This window comes from Salinicoccus sp. CNSTN-B1, assembly GCF_054792835.1.
On sequence record NZ_JBTWMN010000004.1, the window covers coordinates 1758296 to 1778180 of the forward strand.

The window sequence follows — 19885 nt, forward strand, 5'->3', positions numbered from 1 at the left end:
TCATACTTGAGCTTTTAAAAATTCCCTAATAGGCCGGCAACAATGATCATTACGAAAAAAATGATGATGTAATTCAACGAGAAGATGAAGACCCTGCCGGCATGGCGGTAATCATCTTTGGCCGGGCGGAACTTGTTCAATGTTATGACTAACCAGGTGATGTTCAGTGCGGTCGCAAGAATCACGAACCATAGCCCAAGTTCCGTCATCATGAGCGGAGTAAACAGTAGCAGCGCCACCCAGAAGATGATTGACGCCTTAGCCCGGCGGTTTCCTTTCACAGATGGAAGCATCGGTATACTGGCTTTACTGTATTCCTCGCTTCTTCGGATAGCCAATGCATAGAAGTGTGGAGGCTGCCAGAGGAACATGACAACGAACATCGCCCAGGCGAGCACATGCAGACCAGGGTCTACTACTGCCCAACCGATGAGTGGCGGCATCGCCCCGGGTATCGACCCGATGACGGTGTTCAACACCAGATGCCTTTTCGCATAAATGGAATAGACGACTACATATCCAAAAGCAGCGATCAATCCAAGTGTTCCAGCAGTCATGTTGATCATGAAAAGAAGTATTTCTCCAATGATGAATGATCCAAATCCTATGTACAGTATGTCTCGCCCTGAGAAAGTGCCATCTACACTCGGACGGGACTGCTTCGATTCCATGATCATGTCTATGTCCCTGTCATAATAGTTGTTCAGTGCAGCTACACCGCCTATCACAAGAGCAGTCGCTGCAACCATCAGCAGCAGAAGCGGGACATTCGAGAAGAAAGACTGGTTGTAGTACATGACAGCCAGAAAACCTGCAGCAAAGGCCGGAATCAAATTCGCTTTGATTATACCATCCTTGACAAGAGTTTTGACCGCCTTATAGGTCATCGCCCTATTACCATGATGCACATCATTACCATATACATCATTTTGCATTCATACGCCTCCTTTCACCACAGATACATTACAAATAATGATAAATTAAACATGACACATTTACTATATATTTTTGAAATAAAATCGTTACATTTTATATTGTTCAAAAATTGTTCATCAATGTGCCACATTCTTATTCCGAATATGTTTTATACTGGGAATAGTTGTTTGTTGTACATAATCGATTTTACCATATATTCTAGAATTGTTAAGAGCAATTAAAAATATTAATGATTGCGAAGACAAGTTCTTTCATATATATTGAATATTTGTGACTACTAACAGCATAAGAGCTATAGAGGTGTTACCATTGTATAAAAATTTAAAAATACTTGCTGTCATCACCACGCTTTCGATGGTGTTCGTTCAGATAGGCGGCGCTTCTGGTAACCAAAACAGGCTCCGCGGATGGTTGTGGCCAGTCCTGGCCCCTATGCCACGGGCGCATCATCCCGAGCGAGTGGCCGATTGAGACGATTATAGAACTGGCCCACCGCGGGGTATCTGGTATTGCGATCATACTGGTTGGTGTACTGAGCTTTATGGCCCTTAAGCTGATGGCCCATAAAAAAGAAACCAAATTCCTGGTGGGTCTGAGTATCGCGTTCATCATCATCCAGGCGCTCCTTGGCGCTGCAGCTGTGATGTGGGGTCAGAATGACTTCGTACTTGCAGCCCATTTCGGGATTTCACTGATCAGTTTTGCATCAGTCTTCCTCTTGACGCTCCTCGTGTTCGAAGTCGATCAGAAGTTTGAGGCGCAAACCCTGGTCATTGGACCTTATCTCAGATACCACACCATATTTCTGACAATCTATATTTACCTTGTTGTCTACAGCGGCGCTCTGGTCAGGCACACCGACTCATCACTTGCCTGTTTGAGCTGGCCGCACTGTAGTCCCGGCAAGCTATGGGCCGATACATTCTATGAATGGGTGCAGATGGGACACCGGGTTTTGGCCGGGTCATCATCATCTGGATCTTCATCATCATGCTTCATGTCCTTAAGCACTACAGTAAATATAGAGTCCTGAAGTATGGCTGGATTATTGCATTCGTCCTTGTCCTACTGCAGGCGACCACCGGCATGCTCAGCGTATTCACGCTGGTAAACATCTTCATCGCCCTGTTGCATGCCCTATTTATCACGCTACTGTTCGGACTGCTCTGCTACTTCATACTTCTACTGTACCGCTCCAAGTGATATGGTGGTTGTAAACAGAAATTATAAAACAAAATGCGTGCCCTTCATCTACTAATCAAGAGATGAAGGGCACGCATTTATATGTTCCAGAATTTCACCTTACGCTTTTTCCACGGTCATCATAAGATCCATCGAGGCTACCTTATCACCCGCTTCGACAAATACCTCTGTCACTTTGCCGTCGAAGGGTGCCTTTACAGAGCTTTCCATCTTCATTGCTTCTGTGATTATGATGACCTCTCCTTTTTTGAATGTCTCCCCTGCTTTATACTTCACCGTACTCACGGTACCGGGCATCTGCGCCCCGATATCGCTTATGCTTGCAGGGTCGGCTTTTTTGAGCCTTGCTTCTTTCGATTCGACACTCTCATCATTTATATAGACCTTGCGTGGGAAACCGTTCAATTCAAAATACATCCAACGGTAACCATCTTCGTGCACATGCCCGATCGATAATAAGTTTACGATCAGCGTCTTGCCCTTATCTATTTCAATCTCAAGCTGCTCATTCTTACGCATTCCAAACAGGAAGGTCGGCGTATCCAATACTTCAACATTGCCCCACTTGTTGTTGGTCATGATGAAGTCTTTGAACACTTTCGGATAGAGCGCATAGGACAATACATCCTTCTCGGTGATCTTGTATTCGCAGAATTCGGCCACTTCTTCACGTAGCTGATCGAAGTCTACAGGTTCCATCACCTCGCCTGCTCGTACACTCAATGGTTCGCTGCCTTTTAGCACAACTTTCTGCAAGGCTTCATTGAATCCCGTTTCAGGCCTGCCGATTTCCCCTTTGAAGAAACTGACGACTGAGTCGGGGAAGTCGAGGTGCTGACCGCGCTCGATGACACTTTCCTCATCGAGTTCGTTTTGTACCATGAACAATGCCATATCCCCCACTACTTTGGATGACGGGGTCACTTTGATGATGTCGCCGAACAGCATATTGACCTTCTGGTACATCTTCTTGACATCACCATAACGGTCACCAAGTCCAAGTGACTTTGCCTGGCTGTAGAGGTTTGAGTATTGACCTCCCGGCATTTCATGTCTGTAGATTTCAGTATTCGGACTTTTGATGTCACTTTCAAAATCGACATAATACTTCCTGACATCTTCCCAGTATTCGCTGAGGCGTTCAAGCCCTTCTATATCCGCGCGGACCTTCCTGTCTTGATTGCTTTGTGCATAATATAGGCTGTTCGCGCTTGGTTGGGATGTCAGACCGCTTAATGATCCGAGCGCCGTATCGACCACATCCACACCTGCTTCAATCGCCTTATGGTACATAAGGATGCCATTCCCACTCGTATCGTGGGTATGCAGGTGGATTGGAAGGTCCACCGTCGCCTTCAATTCCCCAATAAGCTCGTAGGCTGCCTGCGGCTTAAGAAGTCCTGCCATATCTTTAATCGCAAGTATATGCGCACCTTCCGCCTCAAGTTCTTTGGCCATATTCTTGTAATAGTCCAGAGTATAGACGGCTGAACGCTGGGGATCCAGGATATCCCCTGTATAACAGATGGCCGCTTCAACCACCTTACCGCTTTTGAGCACGGATTCGATCGGATGCTTCATTGCTTCCATCCAGTTCAGGGAATCGAATATCCGGAAAACATCTATGCCTGCCTCTGCACTTTCCTGTATAAACTTCTCTACGACGTTATCCGGATAGTTTTTATAGCCCACTGCATTGGAAGCGCGAAGGAGCATCTGGAAGAGGACATTCGGTATTTCACTGCGCAATGTCTCAAGTCGTCTCCACGGATCTTCCTTAAGGAAGTTATATGCAACATCAAAGGTGGCCCCTCCCCACATTTCAAGGGAAAATACATCCTTCAGATCATGTGCCGTATAGGGCGCAATCTTCTTCATGTCATAAGTGCGGATCCGTGTCGTAAGCAATGACTGATGCGCATCCCTCATTGTGGTGTCCGTCAAAAGCACATCTTCTTGTGCCTTCAGCCATCTGACCAAGCCCTCCGGCCCTTCATTATCCAGTATCTGTTTTGTTCCCTCCACTATTTTCGGTTCATAGTCTGGCATGCGTGGAGGATCGAAATATGGCTTTTGGCGTTGTTCGACCCCTGGAAATCCATTGACCGTGATTGTCGAAATGTACTCAAGCGTCTTGGTTCCCCTATCCTTTGGCTTCTCGAACTCGAAAAGTGAAGGCGTGTTGTCGATGAATTTGGTCGAATAATCTCCTTTCCGGAAATCCTCATTGCTGATGACGTTGGCCAAAAACTGGAGATTGGTCTTGATTCCCCTTATCCGCATCTCCTTCAGGCTGCGCAGCATCTTCTCGTTTGCATCCTTATATGTGAGACCATGTGTAGAAAGTTTGACCAGAAGCGAATCGTAGTAAGGCGAGATGACCGCCCCTTGGAAACCATCTCCGGCATCCAACCGTACGCCGAACCCGCCGCTTGAACGGTACGCCATGATCTGCCCTGTGTCAGGCATAAAATCATTCAATGGATCTTCAGTGGTGATCCGGCACTGGACAGCATATCCCATCAATGGAATGTCTTCCTGCCGCGGCAGGTTGATTGCTTCCCCGAAAAGCGTATTGCCGTCGGCTATTTGGATTTGTGTTTTGACGATGTCGATGCCGGTAACCATTTCTGTAATCGTATGCTCGACCTGTACGCGCGGGTTCACTTCAATGAAATGGAAATCGTCTCCAGCCACCAGGAATTCAATGGTTCCGGCGTTGATGTAGCCGACTTTTTCAGCCATGTCCTTTGCCGCCCCGCAGATTCTCGCACGCATCTCTTCACTCAGACCGACTGACGGCGCCACTTCCACAACCTTCTGGTGGCGGCGCTGGACTGAACAGTCGCGTTCATAGAGGTGGAGGACGTTGCCTTCAGCATCTCCAATGATTTGGACTTCGATATGCTTCGGAGTGGCGATATACTTTTCAAGATAGACTTCACTGTTGCCGAAGGATTTGGATGCTTCACTCTTGGCCCGGTCGTAACTGTCCCTGACATCATCGCCTTCATCAACGATACGCATCCCTTTCCCGCCGCCACCTGATATGGCCTTGATGATGACCGGCAGCCCATGCTTTTCAATGAACTGTTCTACTTCTTCGAATGACTGGACTGCGCCGTCTGAACCGGGGATGATCGGGAGTCCGGCAGCCACCGCTGTTGCGCGTGCTTTGACCTTATCGCCGAACATATCCAAGTGACGCTGCTCTGGTCCGACAAATATGATGCCCTCCTCTTCACAACGTTTCGCGAACGTCATGTTCTCACTCAAGAAGCCATAACCTGGATGTATGGCATCCACATCTGCTTTTTTCGCCACTTTTATGATGGCTTCGATATCCAGATAACTCTCTGTAGGCGACAGCTCTTCGCCGACAAGATATGCTTCGTCGGCCTTGTATCTATGTAATGCCCCTTTATCCTCATTACTGTATATCGCTACTGTAGTAATATCGAGCTCCGTACAGGCGCGGAAGATACGGATAGCGATTTCTCCCCTATTGGCAACCATCAGTTTGTTGATTTTATTCATGACATTCCTCCTCTATTATCATTTTAATTATAATAAATATTCAAAAAATATACAATCCAATTCATTGTTTCTCCTAATTTGTAAATGAGGGCAAAAGATCGTGATCAAAAAAAGCAGAAAATGAATTCTGGTCTATAGGTTAGTCAGCGTCTTTTGTTTTTTAACATGTTTGGCCGAAATGATGAGCAGGCCGATTGCGATGGATATGCTGAGGAATGACGAGCCCCCATAACTGAGCAGCGGCAACGGCACACCGGTAAGCGGGATGAGCTTTGAGATGCCGCCGAGATTGACGAACAGCTGGAAGGTGATGTATATGGCGACGCCTACACAGATGAGGCGATAGAACATGTCTTCTGAGACTGCTGCATACCATAATGCCTTCAGTACAAGGACCAAGTACAGGAGTAGGATGAATATTACCCCAATCAGCCCCAGCTCTTCTGCCACCACCGCAAATATGAAGTCAGTATGCGGCTCTGGAAGATAGCCGAGCTTCATTACACCATTGCCCAGCCCATTGCCGAAAATGCCGCCATGGGATATGGATACCAACGCATTCGTCAATTGGTACCCGTCCCGGTCGGATCATTGAATGGATGGAGGAACGTGTCTATGCGGGCCTGCTGGTGAGGCGAGAGGATACTCCCCTTAATCATAAAGATGATGATGCCTATCGCTACTGCCGCCATGGCGATTACCCCGCCCGCCTTGGCGAGAAATCGGATCGAGATGCCGGAATATAGGAATATCCCTGCAATGATGCCAGTGATGACGAGCCCGGTGCCGAAATCGTTCGAGATGACCATCGTCGTACAGAAACCTATGAACAACAAGGCACCAGATGACCTGCCTCAAGTTGCTTGAGGCGGTCTTTCTTCCTATCGTATATGTACGCCAGATATAAAATGGTCACTATCTTGAAAAACTCCAAAGTCTGGAAGTTGAAGCCCGCTAAGCGGATCCAGTTCCTTTCCCCATTAACCTCTGTACCGAAGAAAGCCGTAAACAACAGAAGAACAAAAATACCCCCGTCGCTGCAATCTGGAAGTATTTATTGCGCAGAAACTCCCCAGACATGAAGTAGGTCATGATGAATACGACGATGAAACCGAGAATTATGGAGAACAGTTGTCTGATATAATAATGTTCAGGATTCCCGCCTGTAATATCGCTTTTCGATGCGATCACCATGCTCGCACTGTAGACCATGATGAGACCGATGAGGCTTAGCAGGATATAGCTGATCACGATGACGAAATCAACGTGTTTGGAGTATACTTTTACGTAGTCGAAGAAGTCTTTTATGTATGACAATTTATCGCCTCATTTAAAAAAGTCTAAAGATTATATTTCTTTAGACTCGAATTTTTCCTTTTCCATATATGCTTCGTGCACTTTGGATACTTCCTTTTCCAGTTTCTCCAATACGGCATGTCCGTCTTCGGGATCGATCAGGCCAAGTCTTGCAGCGAAATGGACCTCTTTTGATAATCCAAACATCTGTGTGTCCAAAACCTCTTCATAGACCGGGCATTGGGGCATTGTCAAGTTGTCCATCTGCACTTCGATCAGCTGGACAATCTTTTCGGCATCTTTTTCCAGCTGTTCATAAGCCTGTCTGCTCAATTCATCTTTAGTGGACACGAAATTACCCCTTTCTATAAACTCTCTATAAAATTTTATATCAGGAACAGCAAAAAAGCAAGTAAATACAAGAGTATGATACGATTGAAACAGCTTAAACAATACATATATTTCTGCTATAATTAAGCAGTAAGGAGAGAATGCAGATGATTATACAAATATTGGGCAATGTACGTTACCAGATTACACTCGACCCATCCACATGGATATTCGACGACCGCAAAGAAGAACTTGAAAAGGTGTTGGCTCAGGAACCCGAAAAGGAACAGATCAATTTTTCAGACAGCACAGAATGGAACAGGCAGATCATTGAGGGCACGACTAAACCGCCTACTTTGAAAACCGAGAAAAAGTTCAAAAATAAAGAACTTCTAGAAGGCACTTTCATCATTTGCCTAAAGCCTTTCCTGGAATATACCGAGCCCCATCAGGGCGAAGATGCCATGATAGTGTTCACACATGACGAGGGGACGACTACTCTTCCCTTCAATGCACGTGATACATATTATGCCCATTTCAGTCAGGATGGAAAGCGCATCTATGATGACGGCATGATCGATGTGCTGGTCATCAAGGATGGTAATATGGAAGAAAAGCTTGTGCATGTTACCGGCATCGCGTTTGAATAAGCGTTTGAATAATAAAAAAATCAGCCTATTAGACTGACCTAGCAGTATGAGACACATATAAAACACCTTCATTAGGCTACCTTCCTCCAAAATGAATTGGAGGAAGGTAGCCTAATTTTTCTTGTATTCTTTCTTCGTTATAGTACTTTAAGTATTGATTCACACGTGAAATCGTCTCAACATTACTGAGTGAATTGAATCTGGTGTATATAAACGCTTCAGACTTCAGGTTAGAATGGAACGATTCGATGACCGCATTATCCCAACAGTTCCCGCGTCTGGACATGCTGCTCACCAGATTATTTTCCATTACATATGACTGATAGGCATATGATGTATACACACTCCCTTGGTCCGAATGAATGATCACGCCTTTAGGATGTGCCCGTTTCTCCAAAGCTTCTTTCAGTGTATCCAGCACTAATGGCGTCTGCTGATGATTATACAATTTGGCTGCGACAATCTCATTGTTGTAAAGATCTATAATCGTTGACAGGTACTGCACAGTGCGCCCGTATTGGATGTAAGTAATGTCCGTGACCCATTTTTGGTTGGGCGCGGCAGCCTGAAAGTCACGCTTGATTCGATCGGGTGCGATAATAATGGTTTCCCCTTGTGACTGCCATTTCTTTTTCGGCTTAATCCGGCATTGTAGATGATATTTCTGCATGATGCGCTGCACAGTGTTCCGATTCCTTTTGATATTGTAGTCTCGCTGCAACAACGCTCTCACCTTGCGATGGCCGTATCGATACTTCGTCGACTCACATATATCAATGATTGTCCGCTCGACATCGGTCAACGATGAATCAGTGGCTTCCGATCGCCATCGGTAGTAGGTTGAACGCGGCACAAGCAATGCACTTAAAATGGCAGTAGTCGTGTATTTGGTCTGCATTCTTTCAACAAGTGTCAGAACTATTTCTTTTTCAACTCCTTTTCGATCGCCATATACTTTTTTAAAATATCGTTCTCCATCTTCAAATGTTCAATCTGACGATCTTTTCGTTCATCAGCTGAGCGCGCTTCAGGACCATGTCCATAGGTATACTGCTTTCCAATCGGTTGATCAAATCGATAAAGTTCCCCTTGCTTATACCATCTGACCCATGTGGAAATTTGAGATTTATTCTTGATGCCGTATTTCTCCATAATTTCATTTGTAGTCAATTCACCCGCCATTTTCGCTTTGACCACTGCCCACTTGGTCTCACTTGAATATACGTTTTTGCCCATGCAAAAACACCTCCGATTCAGTACTTGATGAACATTGTACCATTTCGAAGGTGTTTTATATTGTCTCAAATAATTAGGTTAGTCTACCTATCTTTATGGATAGGCTGATTTTTTATTTGCTGGAAGTCTTAATGTTTCCAGCTTTCCGTTCCTGGTGCAATCTGAAGCGATATAAAGCCAAAACGGCCGTAGCGACTATCAGACTTTCTGCAACGGGGAGGAATGCACCGAAAAATGTCAATATGATGCATCCTAAAAACATGACGACGTAAATGATGGCATTTTGCCACACCTTGACTTTACGTGCGAAACCGAGGTTATACACTAGAATCGACAGTATGAAGATGGTGATGAAAAGGTACCACATTCCACTCTCAGGGTTGGAATCCAACCCGAACAACCTGCCGAAGAAAGTCAGGCGCTCTGTAACATTTACACTCATCAAATCAGGGAGATACAATTAAATTCACTCCGATTCAAGTTTAATCTTTTCATGTTTTTGCGATTTTTCCCGCTCATTCTTGGCAAGTATGCTTTTTCTGAGGCGGATGGATTCCGGGGTCACTTCCACAAGCTCATCATCATTGATGTACTCGAGCGCTTCCTCCAGCGTCATCACTTTAGGTTTTTTCATGGTCGTGGTCTGCTCTTTTGTAGCGGAACGTATATTGTTCGCGGCTTTCACTTTGGTGATGTTGACAGTCAAATCGTTGTCCCGTGAGTTTTCGCCGACGATCATGCCTTCATAGACTTCAGTGCCTGGTTCCATAAAGTTGGTGCCACGGCTTTCCAGTTGTAGGATGGAATAAGTCGAAGCGGCTCCTTTATCGATGGATACGAGCACACCATTACGTCTACCGCCTATGCGTCCTTTGATGAGTGGACGGTAATCCTCGAACGTATGGTTGAGGATGCCGTAGCCACGTGTCATGGACATGAACTCGGTACGGTATCCAATCAGACCACGTGCTGGTACAAGGAAAGTGACGCGGCTTTGGCCATTGCCTGTATTGACCATGTCCACCATTTCACCTTTTCTTTGGCCGAGTGATTCTATGATGCTGCCGGTATACTCTTCAGGCACGTCGATCCTGGACACGTTCAAACGGTTCACATTTGACGCCGTCCACCATTTTGACGATGACTTGTGGTTTCGAAACTTGCAGTTCGAACCCTTCACGGCGCATGTTTTCGATAAGGATTGATAAGTGGAGTTCACCCCTGCCGGAAACTGTCCATGCATCCGGTTGATCAGTAGGCTCAACTTTCAGGGACACGTCCGTTTCGAGCTGCTCTTCCAATCTTTCCTCTATCTTACGCGCTGTAACATGCTTGCCTTCTTTGCCGGCGAATGGTGAGCTGTTGACTGAGAATGTCATCTGCAAGGTCGGTTCGTCGATGTGCAGAAGAGGCAATGCCTCCTGGTTGTCAATCGGTGTCACAGTCTCTCCGACGTTGATGTCCTCCATGCCGCTGACTGCTATCAGATCGCCTGCTTTGGCGCTCTCGATCTCGAGGCGCTGGAGTCCAAAGAAACCAAACAATTTGGTCACGCGGAAATTTTTGACCGTGCCATCATTTTTCATGAGCGACACTTGCTGGCCAACTTTGATTTCTCCCGGAACACACGTCCGATGCCGATTCTGCCGACATAATCGTTATAGTCGAGGAGTGCGACCTGGAACTGTAGCGGTTCGTCGCTGTTATCTACAGGAGCTGGCACATATTCCAAGATCATATCGAATATGGACTGCATGTTCTCTTCCTGCTTATCCACCTCGAGGCTTGCCGTGCCGTTTATTGCGGAAGCATATGCCACTGGAAATTCGAGCTGTTCGTCGTTCGCGTCCAGTTCGATGAAAAGCTCAAGCACTTCATCGATGACTGCTTCTGCGCGGGCTGTTTCCTTATCGATCTTGTTTACAACAACAAGTGGCTTAAGGTCTTGGTCCAATGCTTTCTTCAATACGAAACGCGTTTGTGGCATAGTACCTTCATAGGCATCCACCACCAGGATTACACCATCAACCATCTTCATGATCCTCTCAACTTCGCCACCGAAATCGGCGTGGCCAGGAGTATCAAGAATGTTGATGCGTTTATCTTTATAGTCAATTGCTGTATTTTTAGCGAGAATTGTTATTCCACGTTCCCGTTCAATATCATTGGAATCCATCGCGCGCTCGGCGACATGCTCATTCTCCCGGAATATGCCGGACTGCTTCAGCAGTTCGTCTACTAGTGTCGTTTTTCCGTGGTCAACGTGTGCAATGATTGCGATATTACGGATATCTTCTCTTAAATTCATCAAGTCTTTCCCTTCGTTTTTAAAATCGTTTTGTAGCTTTCATTTCATAACTTATTTATTATAACACGACATCGGTGTCCTTTTCCACTCCTTGACAAGCATTGGGTGTAATAAAATGTTGTCTTATGCTATAATATTCATCAAATCCACTTCGAAAGGACCGTCAAAATGGAACAAAAAAAATCAAAAGCCATATTCATGGTGCTAGCTGTGCTGGCTGTCCTGATGATGCTTGCCTTCTCTGCTTTTGTCGCCGAAGCGATGCCGCTCATGGCCATATTATCCGTCGTACTGTTCATCGCGATATTCGGAATCGGTTTTACGCTGAAGAAGAAATATCGTGAAAACGGCTGGCTGTAGGCTGCTGAATTTGATATTTTGCACGACTCGTCCAAGGACAAATGGGGATTTACTGGAACTTCTTCCCCGTTTGTTCTTTTTTGTATGGATTGTCTCTTTTTCTGTATTTTGACCCAACGTCTGAAGTCACAGATAATGACGGCACCACCATTAAGGAGTTGTGCCATGAGGGAAAAACACGATCGCTTGAAAGTTTATGAGTTTTTGTACAACAGAGTGCCTTTTTCAGATGATGAGACGGCAGAATATCATTCCATGCAGAAGATGGAACATCTCGAGAGTGAATTCGAACGCCATCTTATGAACATCAACACAAAGAATATGTCCGTCCACTGGCATGCTGAAATGCACATCGGCAACTCGTTCGAAATCGTCAATGTCCTGCTCACCACCGACTACTGCTATTACCTTTTTGTACTGCATGATCTTAGCGGTCCGCACTACATTAATCAGTTCAATATACTATGTACTGCTGAACATGAAGCTGTAATCGACCTCAACCGCAGCCGCGCGATATTCGAAATGTTCCGTGGGCAACTCATAGATGAAGGGCATTATCAGCGGCCGATCATTCTCAAATATGTGATGATGGATCCGAGTTTCAAAATTGAATCGGCACGTTCCGAACTGTTTTTGAAATTAAGTGAGCTCCCCATTATCTGAAGACCATCGAACATTCCGCTGTGATCAGAAAAAGAACCGTCACCCGGCCTCGCACTGATTACAGGCGGTCGGGTGACGGTCAGAATGATCCACTTCAACTTCAAAAGAGGCATCAAATGTCCATTCTGCCACAGTTTTGATTGGCAGACGATAGGCGGCAATTTCGGACGATGCGATGCCTGTGGCAAAGTTGCCGGGATACAGGCGATAACAACCAAATACTTCAACCGCCTCCACATGATCTACCCTGATACACACTATAAACGCCGTGATATCATAGACCATCTCAAGCTCGAGTTGTCGGAATACACCCTCCAGAAGATCATCCGACAGAACTTCACAAAATTGGAGGGGCATACCCGCATCTACCGCTTCTCCCCGTGCACAAGCCTGTGGCCAGCTATAAATGCTTCATCACTTGTAAAATAATCCGTAAGTTCCTTGTGGATCGCTTTATTGCCAGTCAGGATGCTATCCTTCCTCAAAATATCGATCTCTTCCCCAGCAGGTTGGTCGTTCTGCCGCCAGCTTCATCGATGATGATCATACCTGCTGAATAATCCCAGGGGTGCAGTCTGAAGAATACAGAGGCACTGAGGATACCGGTCGCGACATATGCCATTTCGAGGGCAGCGGAACCATATGATCGTGTACTCCTCGTTTGCTTCACTATTTTCTTAAATGCAGGCCCTATCTGATCTTTAATCACCCAATTGGCATTCATGCCGATGAGCGACCGGTCAAGCGTCGTATCCCGCATTTCATCAAGGCGGATATCATCTTTGAAAGCACCACTACCGATCCTTGCATGGTACAGCACCCCTTCCATGACATCCAAAATCAAGCCACAGTATGGTTCTCCGTCCACATAGACGCCGATGGAGACAGCGAAGTTCTGGAGCTGGTGCACAAAATTCAATGTACCGTCTATCGGATCAACGATCCACAGCACGCCTGACATATCTTCAATATCTGTGCCATGCCCTTCCTCACCAATGATGCGGTGGTCCGGATAGCGTTCAAGTATCCGTTCATATATATATGTTTCTGTTTCCTTGTCGACATCCGTCACCAGGTCATGAGGGTTGAGCTTGGCATCAACCTTGAAATCCTCCTTCATACGGAGTTTGATGAAGTCCCCCGCTTCCCTGATCATACGCTGTCCGAATTCATATATTTCCATTGCATCCACCCCAAATGATTGATTGACATTATCACTTATTCTATCATATAGATAATGATTTGAAAGGAGAAGCCAAATGCCTAAGTACCATTTTACAAAGGAGGACTTCCGGGTTTTCGACATCGACGGTTGGAGCCGCGGATGGATGCCCTGAAAGAGACCATACGACCTAAACTTGAGAACCTCGGTGAATATTTCAAGGAATATCTCACCACTTTGACCGGAGATGAGCATTTCGCCCATGTTGCCAAGCACGCACGTCGCAAAGTGAACCCCCAACGATACATGGGTCAGCTTCAGCACCAACCCAAGAGGCTATAAAATGATGCCCCATTTCCAGATCGGCCTTTTTGGTGATCATGCATTCTGCATGTACGGGGTCATATATGAGTCTCCTGAAAAACAGCAGGTTGCTGATAAATGGCTTGATATGATCGAGGAGATGCGCAGCATGCCGAACAATTACGTAATCTCTTTGGATCATATGAAACCCGAAAAGACAGCCATCGATGATATGAGTTATGATGACTTTGAATCTGCGCTCACCCGTCTGAAGGATGTGAAGAAGGGTGAGTTCCTGATCGGGAAGATGTATCTGCCTTCAAACCCCGTTTTGGAAAACGATGATATATTCCTAAAAGAGCTGGAGACGGTCATGACTGAACTGTTAAAGCTCTATTGATTCAAATGGAGCATTGGAAAAGCCTCGATACCTGTCGTGTATCGAGGCTTTTCCAATAGGCGGAAGATCAGGTCACCTGCACTTTCAGCTGATCTGCCAAAGACTGTATACGGGCGATGTCGGCGATATCCACCTTTCTTGAATATTTTTATAAAAAAGACGCTCCAACCAGAAGCGTCTTCTGTACTTATAGTGAATCGTTGTTGCGTCTGTTTACATTATCACGGCGTTCCTTCGTTGCATCATAGCTGTAATCATCGCCGGTACGGCGCTGTGATGCATCGTTCGATTGCGTATCGTCCGCGCGGTCATCAGCTCCACCGGAACCTGCAGTGCCCCCGCGCCTTGTATACTCTTCTTCTGATACCGGAGTGACGGGCTCACTGGAGTCGATATTGCGATCTACAAACCGATCGTCTTCTGCTGTCTTGTCTGAACGTCTAGTAGTGTCACGTGCCGATGTCCTGTTGTCGTCATCATATTCACCGAGACTGAAAGTACGTGTTGACTCGATATCTTCGTCATGGTGACTCCGCGGTCCCCGGCTGTTTCTGTCTTCATTGACTTCATCCCTATCGAGGGCGGCGTCATCTCGGCGCCTGGCCGCAGGCCTATTGTAGTCGAAAGCCTGATCTGACTCCGCTTCGTCCCGACGGCGTGGTTGCCTATCTGGCGTCCCAGCTTCAGTCATCCCGCCATCTTCAAATGTTCGGTTATTGTTCCTGCTGTGCCGCCGTTCTTCATCCAGGGGTTCAAGTTCATCATTTCGAATGACTCTATCCTTTCTGACAAAGAGCAGTATTGCTGCAATGATGAAAAATAATGGTATGATGCCAGTCACGACAGGCGCAATGAGCGGTGCTGTGAGAATGGCTGCCACCAGCAGCAGGAAGCCTGCCAAAATCCTTCTGCGCATCGTCAGAAGGCCGAACAGTCCTAAAATGAGCGGAATCATCAGATATAGTGCAATCATCCATACATTGTTCAACCACCCGACTACCATATCAGCAAGATCTCCGGTGCGGCTCCAATATCCTGTCCCTGCTCCGCAAGGTTCTGGAATTCTGTTTCAAGTTGCTGTGTCATGTTCTGTGTAACCTGTGCGTCATTCATTGTGACGAGTGAAAAGAAAAGAAGCAGGGCCGTTATCGCCAGCAATCCAATCCAAGCCAGCCATCCGAATATCTTTTCAGGAATGCGGCTGACCGGTTTTACCGTTTGGGTATAATTTTTTTTAGCCATAGGAACCTCCTGGGTTATTTATGTCTTCATAATCAATATTACCCGTACATCGATTTTTTAACCAGATAAAATTTAGTTTAATCACTCTCTATGCTTTTTTATGTACGCATGCAGCCGACTGATCTTTAATCGTGAGTGTGGCTGCAGGATACGGTCCCGGATTGTATATGATCTACACTCTGATCATGCTGCCTGGTTCTGCATCCTTAAGCTTTTTGACTGCTGTATAGGCTTCAAGGCCGCTGTTTGATTTGAATTCACGAAATTTCGTCTTTTCCTGCGATTTCCCGGTACAATTCTTTTGAAGGTTTCATACTTCCTTTTCAATTCTTCTGCAGGCACACCGCCATCATATGCTTTCTCTACGGCTTCAAAAAAAGCGACGGCGTCGATGATTTCATCTGTGGTCCAGTCTTCATCAATCGGATAGCTGTATTCTTCCATTTCTGGTCTCCTCCTTTACGGCAAAGATAAAAAAAGGGCATCCGTTATGGACGCCCTTAAAATATGCTGTTACATAGTGTGGATTGGTCTACCCAGTACCACGTCCGCAGCTTCCATTGGAATCTCTCCAAGTGTCGGGTGGGCGTGGATGGTAAGCGCGATATCCTCAGCAGTCATTCCTGTCTCAACTGCAAGGCCAAGTTCTGCAATGATGTCGGAAGCGCCTGCTCCCGCAACTTGGGCACCGAGGAGTAGGCCGTCTTCTTTACGTGAAACAAGTTTGACGAAACCATCAGTTTCATTCAATCCAAGCGCACGACCGTTTGCTGCGAATGGGAATTTACCTGTCTTCACTTCAAATCCAGCTTCTTTAGCGTCTGCTTCATTATAGCCGACTGTAGCCAACTCAGGTTCTGAGAAGCAGACTGCTGGCATGCTGAGATAATCAACTTCAGATTTTTCTCCTGCAATTGCTTCAGCAGCAACTTTACCTTCGTAGCTTGCTTTGTGGGCAAGTGGCAGTCCAGGCACTATATCGCCTATAGCGAAGATGCTGTCAATTGAAGTACGGGATTGTTTATCGACTTCGATGAGGCCTTTATCGGACATTTTGATGCCGGCCTCTTCCAAACCGAGCTCATCTGTATTCGGACGACGTCCTACTGTTACAAGGACATAGTCTGCTTCGATTTCTTTAGTCTCGCCTTTAACTTCATAAGTGACTTTGACGCCATCGTCTGTTTCTTCAGCTTCTTTAGCCATTGCTTCCATCTCGATGGTTACACCTTTTTTCTTGAGGTTCTTTTTGACGACTTGCGTCATCTGTTTTTCGAATCCACCAAGAATATCTTTGGCGCCTTCAAGAATAGTCACTTCTGTACCGAAATTCGCATAGGCAGTACCTAGCTCAGTTCCGATGTAGCCGCCACCGATGACGACCAATTTCTCAGGTTTTTCTTCCAACGCAAGCGCACCGCTGGAATCGAGGATGCGTTTACCGAATTTGAAACCTGGGATTTCTATTGGACGGGAGCCGGTAGCCACGATTGCATTTTTGAATTCATAAGTCTGTGACTGCTTTTCGTCCATGACTTTCATAGTGTTGCCATCGACGAAGTAAGCTTCGCCTTTGACGATCTCGACTTTGTTTCCTTTAAGCAGGCTTTCAACGCCGCCAGTGAGTTTTTTGACTACACTGTCTTTGAATGACTGCACTTTGGAGAAATCAAGTTTCACACCTTCAGTGATGACCCCCATGTCTTCAGAGCTTTGTGCCTGCTGGAAACGGTGGGAAGATGAAATCATCGCTTTGGACGGGATACAGCCGACATTCAGGCAGACGCCACCGATGTCACCTTTTTCTACAATTGTCACTTTCTGTCCAAGTTGTGCTGCGCGGATTGCTGCAACGTAGCCTCCTGGGCCTGCGCCGACTACAATAGTATCAGTTTCAATAGGAAAATCTCCAACTACCATCTGTAATTATCCCTCCATTAATAGTAATTTCTGGATTGTTAAGCAGACGCTTAACATGGTTCAGGGCGTTCTGTGCCGTCATGCCGTCAATCTGTCTGTGGTCATAGCTGAGTGACAGTGCAAGCATAGGGGCCGCCACTATCTCCCCATCTCTGACGATTGCCTTCTCTTCTATGCGCCCGATACCGAGGATTGCCACTTCAGGCTGGTTGATGACTGGTGTGAACCATTGTCCACCTGCAGAACCGAGGTTTGAGATGGTCATTGATCCGCCCTTCATTTCATCGCCTGAGAGTTTGCCGTCACGTGCTTTGCCGGCAAGCTGGTTAATCTCGTCGGATATTTCGAACATGGATTTCTTGTCTGCATGTTTCACTACAGGTACAACAAGTCCACGCTCTGTATCGGCAGCAATGCCTACATTATAATAATGTTTCTGTATGACTTCAAATGTTTCTGAATCGATTGATGCATTGAATTCAGGATATTTCTTGAACATTGACACAAGCGCTTTTACCACATACGGCAGGAAAGTCAATTTGATGCCTTGTTCTTCTGCGATTGATTTGAATTTCTTCCTGTGGTCCCACAGTGCTTTTACTTCTACTTCGTCGAGATGTGTAACATGTGGGGAAGTCTGTTTGGAGTTGACCATCGCTTTTGCGATCGCTTTTCTCATGCCGCTCATCTTTTCGCGTGTTTCCGGGAACTCGCCTTCAGAAGATGCTGGCTTGGCATCTTTGGATGTTGGCTGTTCATCAGTGGTATCGGCAGTTTCTTGAGTCGCCTCAGCAGAACTCTGGTCGCCATTCATGAATGCTTCCACATCTGCCTTCACTACACGGCCGTTTTTGCCGGTGCCCGATACTTCTGTGATGTCAACATCGTTATCCCGTGCAAATTTACGTACACTTGGCATAGCGATGATGCGTTTGTCGGAAGAGCCGCCTTTTTCTGACTCGTCTTCCTTACCGGAATCTTCGCCTTCGTCAGAAGTCTGTGCTTCTTTCTTGGAATCTTCCGTTTCTTTTTCTTCTTGCTTCTCTTCTTGCTTTTCTTCTTTTTCAGCAGGTTCTTCTCCGCCAGAGTCTTCAGAACCATCATCGATGGTCACAATCGTTTCACCAACTGTTGTAACGGTTCCTTCTTCGACATGGAGTTGTTTGACCGTCCCGTCTACTGGAGACGGGATTTCAACAACTGCTTTATCATTCTGCACTTCTGCTACAACATCATCTTCTTTGATTTCATCGCCTTCATTGATGAACCACTTGACGATTTCACCTTCGTGGATACCTTCACCGATATCCGGCAGTTTAAATTCAAAAGCCACAGTATTTCCTCCTTTATACTTTCTGTTTAAAAGTCCATAACCTGTTTCGCACGTTCGATGATGTCATCTTTGGTAGGCAGCCATACACCTTCCGCTTGTGTGAATGGATAGACCGTATCAGGCGCTGTGAGGCGCATGATTGGTGCTTCCAGACTAAGAATGGCACGTTCGGACAGTTCTGCTGCAACGTTCGCTGCAACACCTGCTTGACGCTGTGCTTCCTGGATGACCACTGCACGGTTTGTCTTCTCGACAGATTCGACCAATGTGTCATAGTCTATCGGGGAGACGGTCCTCAAGTCGATCACTTCTGCAGAGACGCCCTCTTCTTTAAGTGCATCAGCTGCTTTGATGGCTTCTTGAACCATTGCGCCGTAAGCGATCAGTGTAATGTCGTCGCCCTCTTGTTTGACGCTTGCCTTGCCGATTTCGACAGTATATTCTTCTTCCGGTACATCTTCACGGAATGAACGGTAGAGTTTCATGTGTTCAAGGAAGATGACAGGGTCATTCGAACGGATTGCTTCAATCAGAAGCCCTTTTGCATCTACTGGGTTTGACGGGATGACCACTTTAAGGCCTGGTGTCTGTGCCATCAGACCTTCCAGCGAATCCGCGTGAAGTTCAGGCGTGTGGACACCGCCGCCAAATGGCGCACGGATTACGACAGGCGTTTCCTTGGAAGCGCCTGAACGCTGTCTGTTGCGGGCGATTTGGCCGGCTACACCGTCCATTGCTTCAAAAAGGAAGCCGAAGAACTGGATTTCCACTACAGGGCGGAAACCTTCCAGTGTAAGGCCGAGACCCATCGAAGCGAGTCCACTTTCTGCGAGTGGTGTATCGAATACGCGATCTTCACCGAATTCTTTCTGCAGGCCTTCTGTAGCGCGGAACACCCCGCCGTTTACGCCGACGTCTTCGCCGAAGACCAGGACGTTCTCGTCGTTCCTGAGTTCTGTGGCCATCGCGTCAGTGATTGCTTGGATCATTGTCATCTGTGCCATTG

The 19885-nt window shown here is 46.4% G+C and carries 17 protein-coding genes and 7 pseudogenes; 6 read left to right on the top strand and 18 right to left on the bottom strand.

The window, feature by feature from the left end; translation table 11 throughout:
• Positions 1-14: 14 nt before the first annotated feature.
• Positions 15-935, bottom strand: coding sequence for a heme o synthase (cyoE, locus tag ACYF68_RS10320; RefSeq protein WP_461046713.1), 921 nt, complete (start codon positions 933-935; stop codon positions 15-17).
• 310 nt (positions 936-1245) lie between these two features.
• On the opposite strand from cyoE, the pseudogene ACYF68_RS10325 reads away from it, so the two are divergent.
• Positions 1246-2139, top strand: a pseudogene (locus ACYF68_RS10325) (COX15/CtaA family protein).
• Positions 2140-2238: 99 nt separating this feature from the next.
• Here ACYF68_RS10325 and ACYF68_RS10330 read toward each other — a convergent pair.
• The 5 genes and pseudogenes from ACYF68_RS10330 to ACYF68_RS10350 all read right to left on the bottom strand — a co-directional run bounded on the left by ACYF68_RS10330 (position 2239) and on the right by ACYF68_RS10350 (position 7323).
• Entirely contained in the window at positions 2239-5676 is a 3438-nt protein-coding gene (locus tag ACYF68_RS10330; RefSeq protein WP_461046716.1) for a pyruvate carboxylase, read from the bottom strand.
• A 132-nt stretch (positions 5677-5808) separates the two neighbouring features.
• Positions 5809-6485, bottom strand: a pseudogene (locus ACYF68_RS10335) (FtsW/RodA/SpoVE family cell cycle protein).
• A gap of 14 nt (positions 6486-6499) precedes the next feature.
• Entirely contained in the window at positions 6500-6688 is a 189-nt protein-coding gene (locus ACYF68_RS10340) for an FtsW/RodA/SpoVE family cell cycle protein (RefSeq protein WP_461046718.1), read from the bottom strand.
• Positions 6631-6993, bottom strand: a complete 363-nt coding sequence (locus ACYF68_RS10345) for an FtsW/RodA/SpoVE family cell cycle protein (protein WP_461046720.1) — start codon at positions 6991-6993, stop codon at positions 6631-6633. The genes ACYF68_RS10340 and ACYF68_RS10345 overlap by 58 nt, the downstream gene beginning before the upstream one ends.
• A gap of 30 nt (positions 6994-7023) precedes the next feature.
• Positions 7024-7323 (bottom strand): Fpa/YlaN family protein, encoded by a 300-nt coding sequence (locus ACYF68_RS10350; RefSeq protein WP_344701086.1) that lies wholly within the window; start codon positions 7321-7323, stop codon positions 7024-7026.
• A gap of 146 nt (positions 7324-7469) precedes the next feature.
• Here ACYF68_RS10350 and ACYF68_RS10355 point away from each other — a divergent pair, with 146 nt between their 5' ends.
• Entirely contained in the window at positions 7470-7952 is a 483-nt protein-coding gene (locus ACYF68_RS10355; RefSeq protein WP_461046723.1) for a hypothetical protein, read from the top strand.
• 76 nt (positions 7953-8028) lie between these two features.
• Here the strand turns inward: ACYF68_RS10355 and ACYF68_RS10360 are convergent, their stop codons facing one another.
• The 4 genes and pseudogenes from ACYF68_RS10360 to typA form a co-directional block, all read right to left on the bottom strand.
• Complete coding sequence (locus ACYF68_RS10360) at positions 8029-8874, bottom strand: IS3 family transposase (protein WP_461047586.1); 846 nt, start codon at positions 8872-8874, stop codon at positions 8029-8031.
• The gene (locus ACYF68_RS10365; protein WP_461046725.1) at positions 8871-9188 is read right to left on the bottom strand and encodes a transposase; all 318 of its coding nucleotides are present in this window, start codon (positions 9186-9188) and stop codon (positions 8871-8873) included. Before ACYF68_RS10365 ends, ACYF68_RS10360 begins: the two co-directional genes overlap by 4 nt.
• A 112-nt stretch (positions 9189-9300) precedes the next feature.
• The gene (locus tag ACYF68_RS10370) at positions 9301-9630 is read right to left on the bottom strand and encodes a YlaH-like family protein (protein ID WP_461047588.1); all 330 of its coding nucleotides are present in this window, start codon (positions 9628-9630) and stop codon (positions 9301-9303) included.
• A 24-nt stretch (positions 9631-9654) separates the two neighbouring features.
• A pseudogene (gene typA, locus ACYF68_RS10375) lies at positions 9655-11499 on the bottom strand (translational GTPase TypA).
• Between the two features lie 165 nt (positions 11500-11664).
• Here typA and ACYF68_RS10380 point away from each other — a divergent pair.
• From ACYF68_RS10380 to ACYF68_RS10390, 3 genes are all read left to right on the top strand, one after another.
• Entirely contained in the window at positions 11665-11856 is a 192-nt protein-coding gene (locus tag ACYF68_RS10380) for a DUF5325 family protein (protein ID WP_380571778.1), read from the top strand.
• 165 nt (positions 11857-12021) lie between these two features.
• On the top strand, positions 12022-12519 hold the full coding sequence (locus ACYF68_RS10385) for a hypothetical protein (protein WP_461046728.1): 498 nt from the start codon (positions 12022-12024) through the stop codon (positions 12517-12519).
• 72 nt (positions 12520-12591) lie between these two features.
• On the top strand, positions 12592-12948 hold the full coding sequence (locus ACYF68_RS10390) for a hypothetical protein (RefSeq protein ID WP_461046730.1): 357 nt from the start codon (positions 12592-12594) through the stop codon (positions 12946-12948).
• Here the strand turns inward: ACYF68_RS10390 and ACYF68_RS10395 are convergent.
• A pseudogene (locus tag ACYF68_RS10395) lies at positions 12885-13702 on the bottom strand (inositol monophosphatase family protein). The gene ACYF68_RS10390 and the pseudogene ACYF68_RS10395 sit on opposite strands and share 64 nt — an antisense overlap.
• Before the next feature lie 141 nt (positions 13703-13843).
• On the opposite strand from ACYF68_RS10395, the pseudogene ACYF68_RS10400 reads away from it, so the two are divergent.
• Positions 13844-14384, top strand: a pseudogene (locus ACYF68_RS10400) (YktB family protein).
• Positions 14385-14571: 187 nt separating this feature from the next.
• On the opposite strand, the gene ACYF68_RS10405 reads toward ACYF68_RS10400, so the two are convergent.
• From ACYF68_RS10405 to ACYF68_RS10435, 7 genes and pseudogenes are all read right to left on the bottom strand, one after another.
• Positions 14572-15387: a DUF4064 domain-containing protein gene (locus ACYF68_RS10405; protein WP_461046732.1), complete on the bottom strand. Its 816-nt coding sequence runs from the start codon at positions 15385-15387 to the stop codon at positions 14572-14574.
• Positions 15381-15626, bottom strand: coding sequence for a hypothetical protein (locus ACYF68_RS10410; RefSeq protein ID WP_461046734.1), 246 nt, complete (start codon positions 15624-15626; stop codon positions 15381-15383). Before ACYF68_RS10410 ends, ACYF68_RS10405 begins: the two co-directional genes overlap by 7 nt.
• A 172-nt stretch (positions 15627-15798) precedes the next feature.
• Positions 15799-15873: pseudogene (locus ACYF68_RS10415) on the bottom strand (hypothetical protein); the annotation flags it as partial.
• A 29-nt stretch (positions 15874-15902) separates the two neighbouring features.
• Positions 15903-16070 (bottom strand): annotated as a pseudogene (locus tag ACYF68_RS10420) (UPF0223 family protein); the annotation flags it as partial.
• Positions 16071-16139: 69 nt separating this feature from the next.
• Positions 16140-17546 (bottom strand): dihydrolipoyl dehydrogenase, encoded by a 1407-nt coding sequence (lpdA, locus tag ACYF68_RS10425; RefSeq protein WP_380571792.1) that lies wholly within the window; start codon positions 17544-17546, stop codon positions 16140-16142.
• The gene (locus ACYF68_RS10430; RefSeq protein ID WP_461046736.1) at positions 17521-18879 is read right to left on the bottom strand and encodes a dihydrolipoamide acetyltransferase family protein; all 1359 of its coding nucleotides are present in this window, start codon (positions 18877-18879) and stop codon (positions 17521-17523) included. The genes lpdA and ACYF68_RS10430 overlap by 26 nt, the downstream gene beginning before the upstream one ends.
• A 26-nt stretch (positions 18880-18905) precedes the next feature.
• On the bottom strand, positions 18906-19883 hold the full coding sequence (locus ACYF68_RS10435; protein ID WP_461046738.1) for an alpha-ketoacid dehydrogenase subunit beta: 978 nt from the start codon (positions 19881-19883) through the stop codon (positions 18906-18908).
• Between the last annotated feature and the right edge of the window lie 2 nt (positions 19884-19885).

Bases quoted from the DNA above. Each gene is read 5' to 3' on its own strand.
- ACYF68_RS10370 (WP_461047588.1), bottom strand. From the start codon at position 9,630: ATGAGTGTAAATGTTACAGAGCGCCTGACTTTCTTCGGCAGGTTGTTC.
- ACYF68_RS10435 (WP_461046738.1), bottom strand. From the start codon at position 19,883: ATGGCACAGATGACAATGATCCAAGCAATCACTGACGCGATGGCCACA.
- cyoE (WP_461046713.1), bottom strand. From the start codon at position 935: ATGCAAAATGATGTATATGGTAATGATGTGCATCATGGTAATAGGGCG.
- ACYF68_RS10405 (WP_461046732.1), bottom strand. From the start codon at position 15,387: ATGGTAGTCGGGTGGTTGAACAATGTATGGATGATTGCACTATATCTG.
- ACYF68_RS10355 (WP_461046723.1), top strand. From the start codon at position 7,470: ATGATTATACAAATATTGGGCAATGTACGTTACCAGATTACACTCGAC.
- ACYF68_RS10365 (WP_461046725.1), bottom strand. From the start codon at position 9,188: ATGGGCAAAAACGTATATTCAAGTGAGACCAAGTGGGCAGTGGTCAAA.
- ACYF68_RS10330 (WP_461046716.1), bottom strand. From the start codon at position 5,676: ATGAATAAAATCAACAAACTGATGGTTGCCAATAGGGGAGAAATCGCT.
- ACYF68_RS10385 (WP_461046728.1), top strand. From the start codon at position 12,022: ATGAGGGAAAAACACGATCGCTTGAAAGTTTATGAGTTTTTGTACAAC.
- ACYF68_RS10410 (WP_461046734.1), bottom strand. From the start codon at position 15,626: ATGGCTAAAAAAAATTATACCCAAACGGTAAAACCGGTCAGCCGCATT.
- ACYF68_RS10380 (WP_380571778.1), top strand. From the start codon at position 11,665: ATGGAACAAAAAAAATCAAAAGCCATATTCATGGTGCTAGCTGTGCTG.
- lpdA (WP_380571792.1), bottom strand. From the start codon at position 17,546: ATGGTAGTTGGAGATTTTCCTATTGAAACTGATACTATTGTAGTCGGC.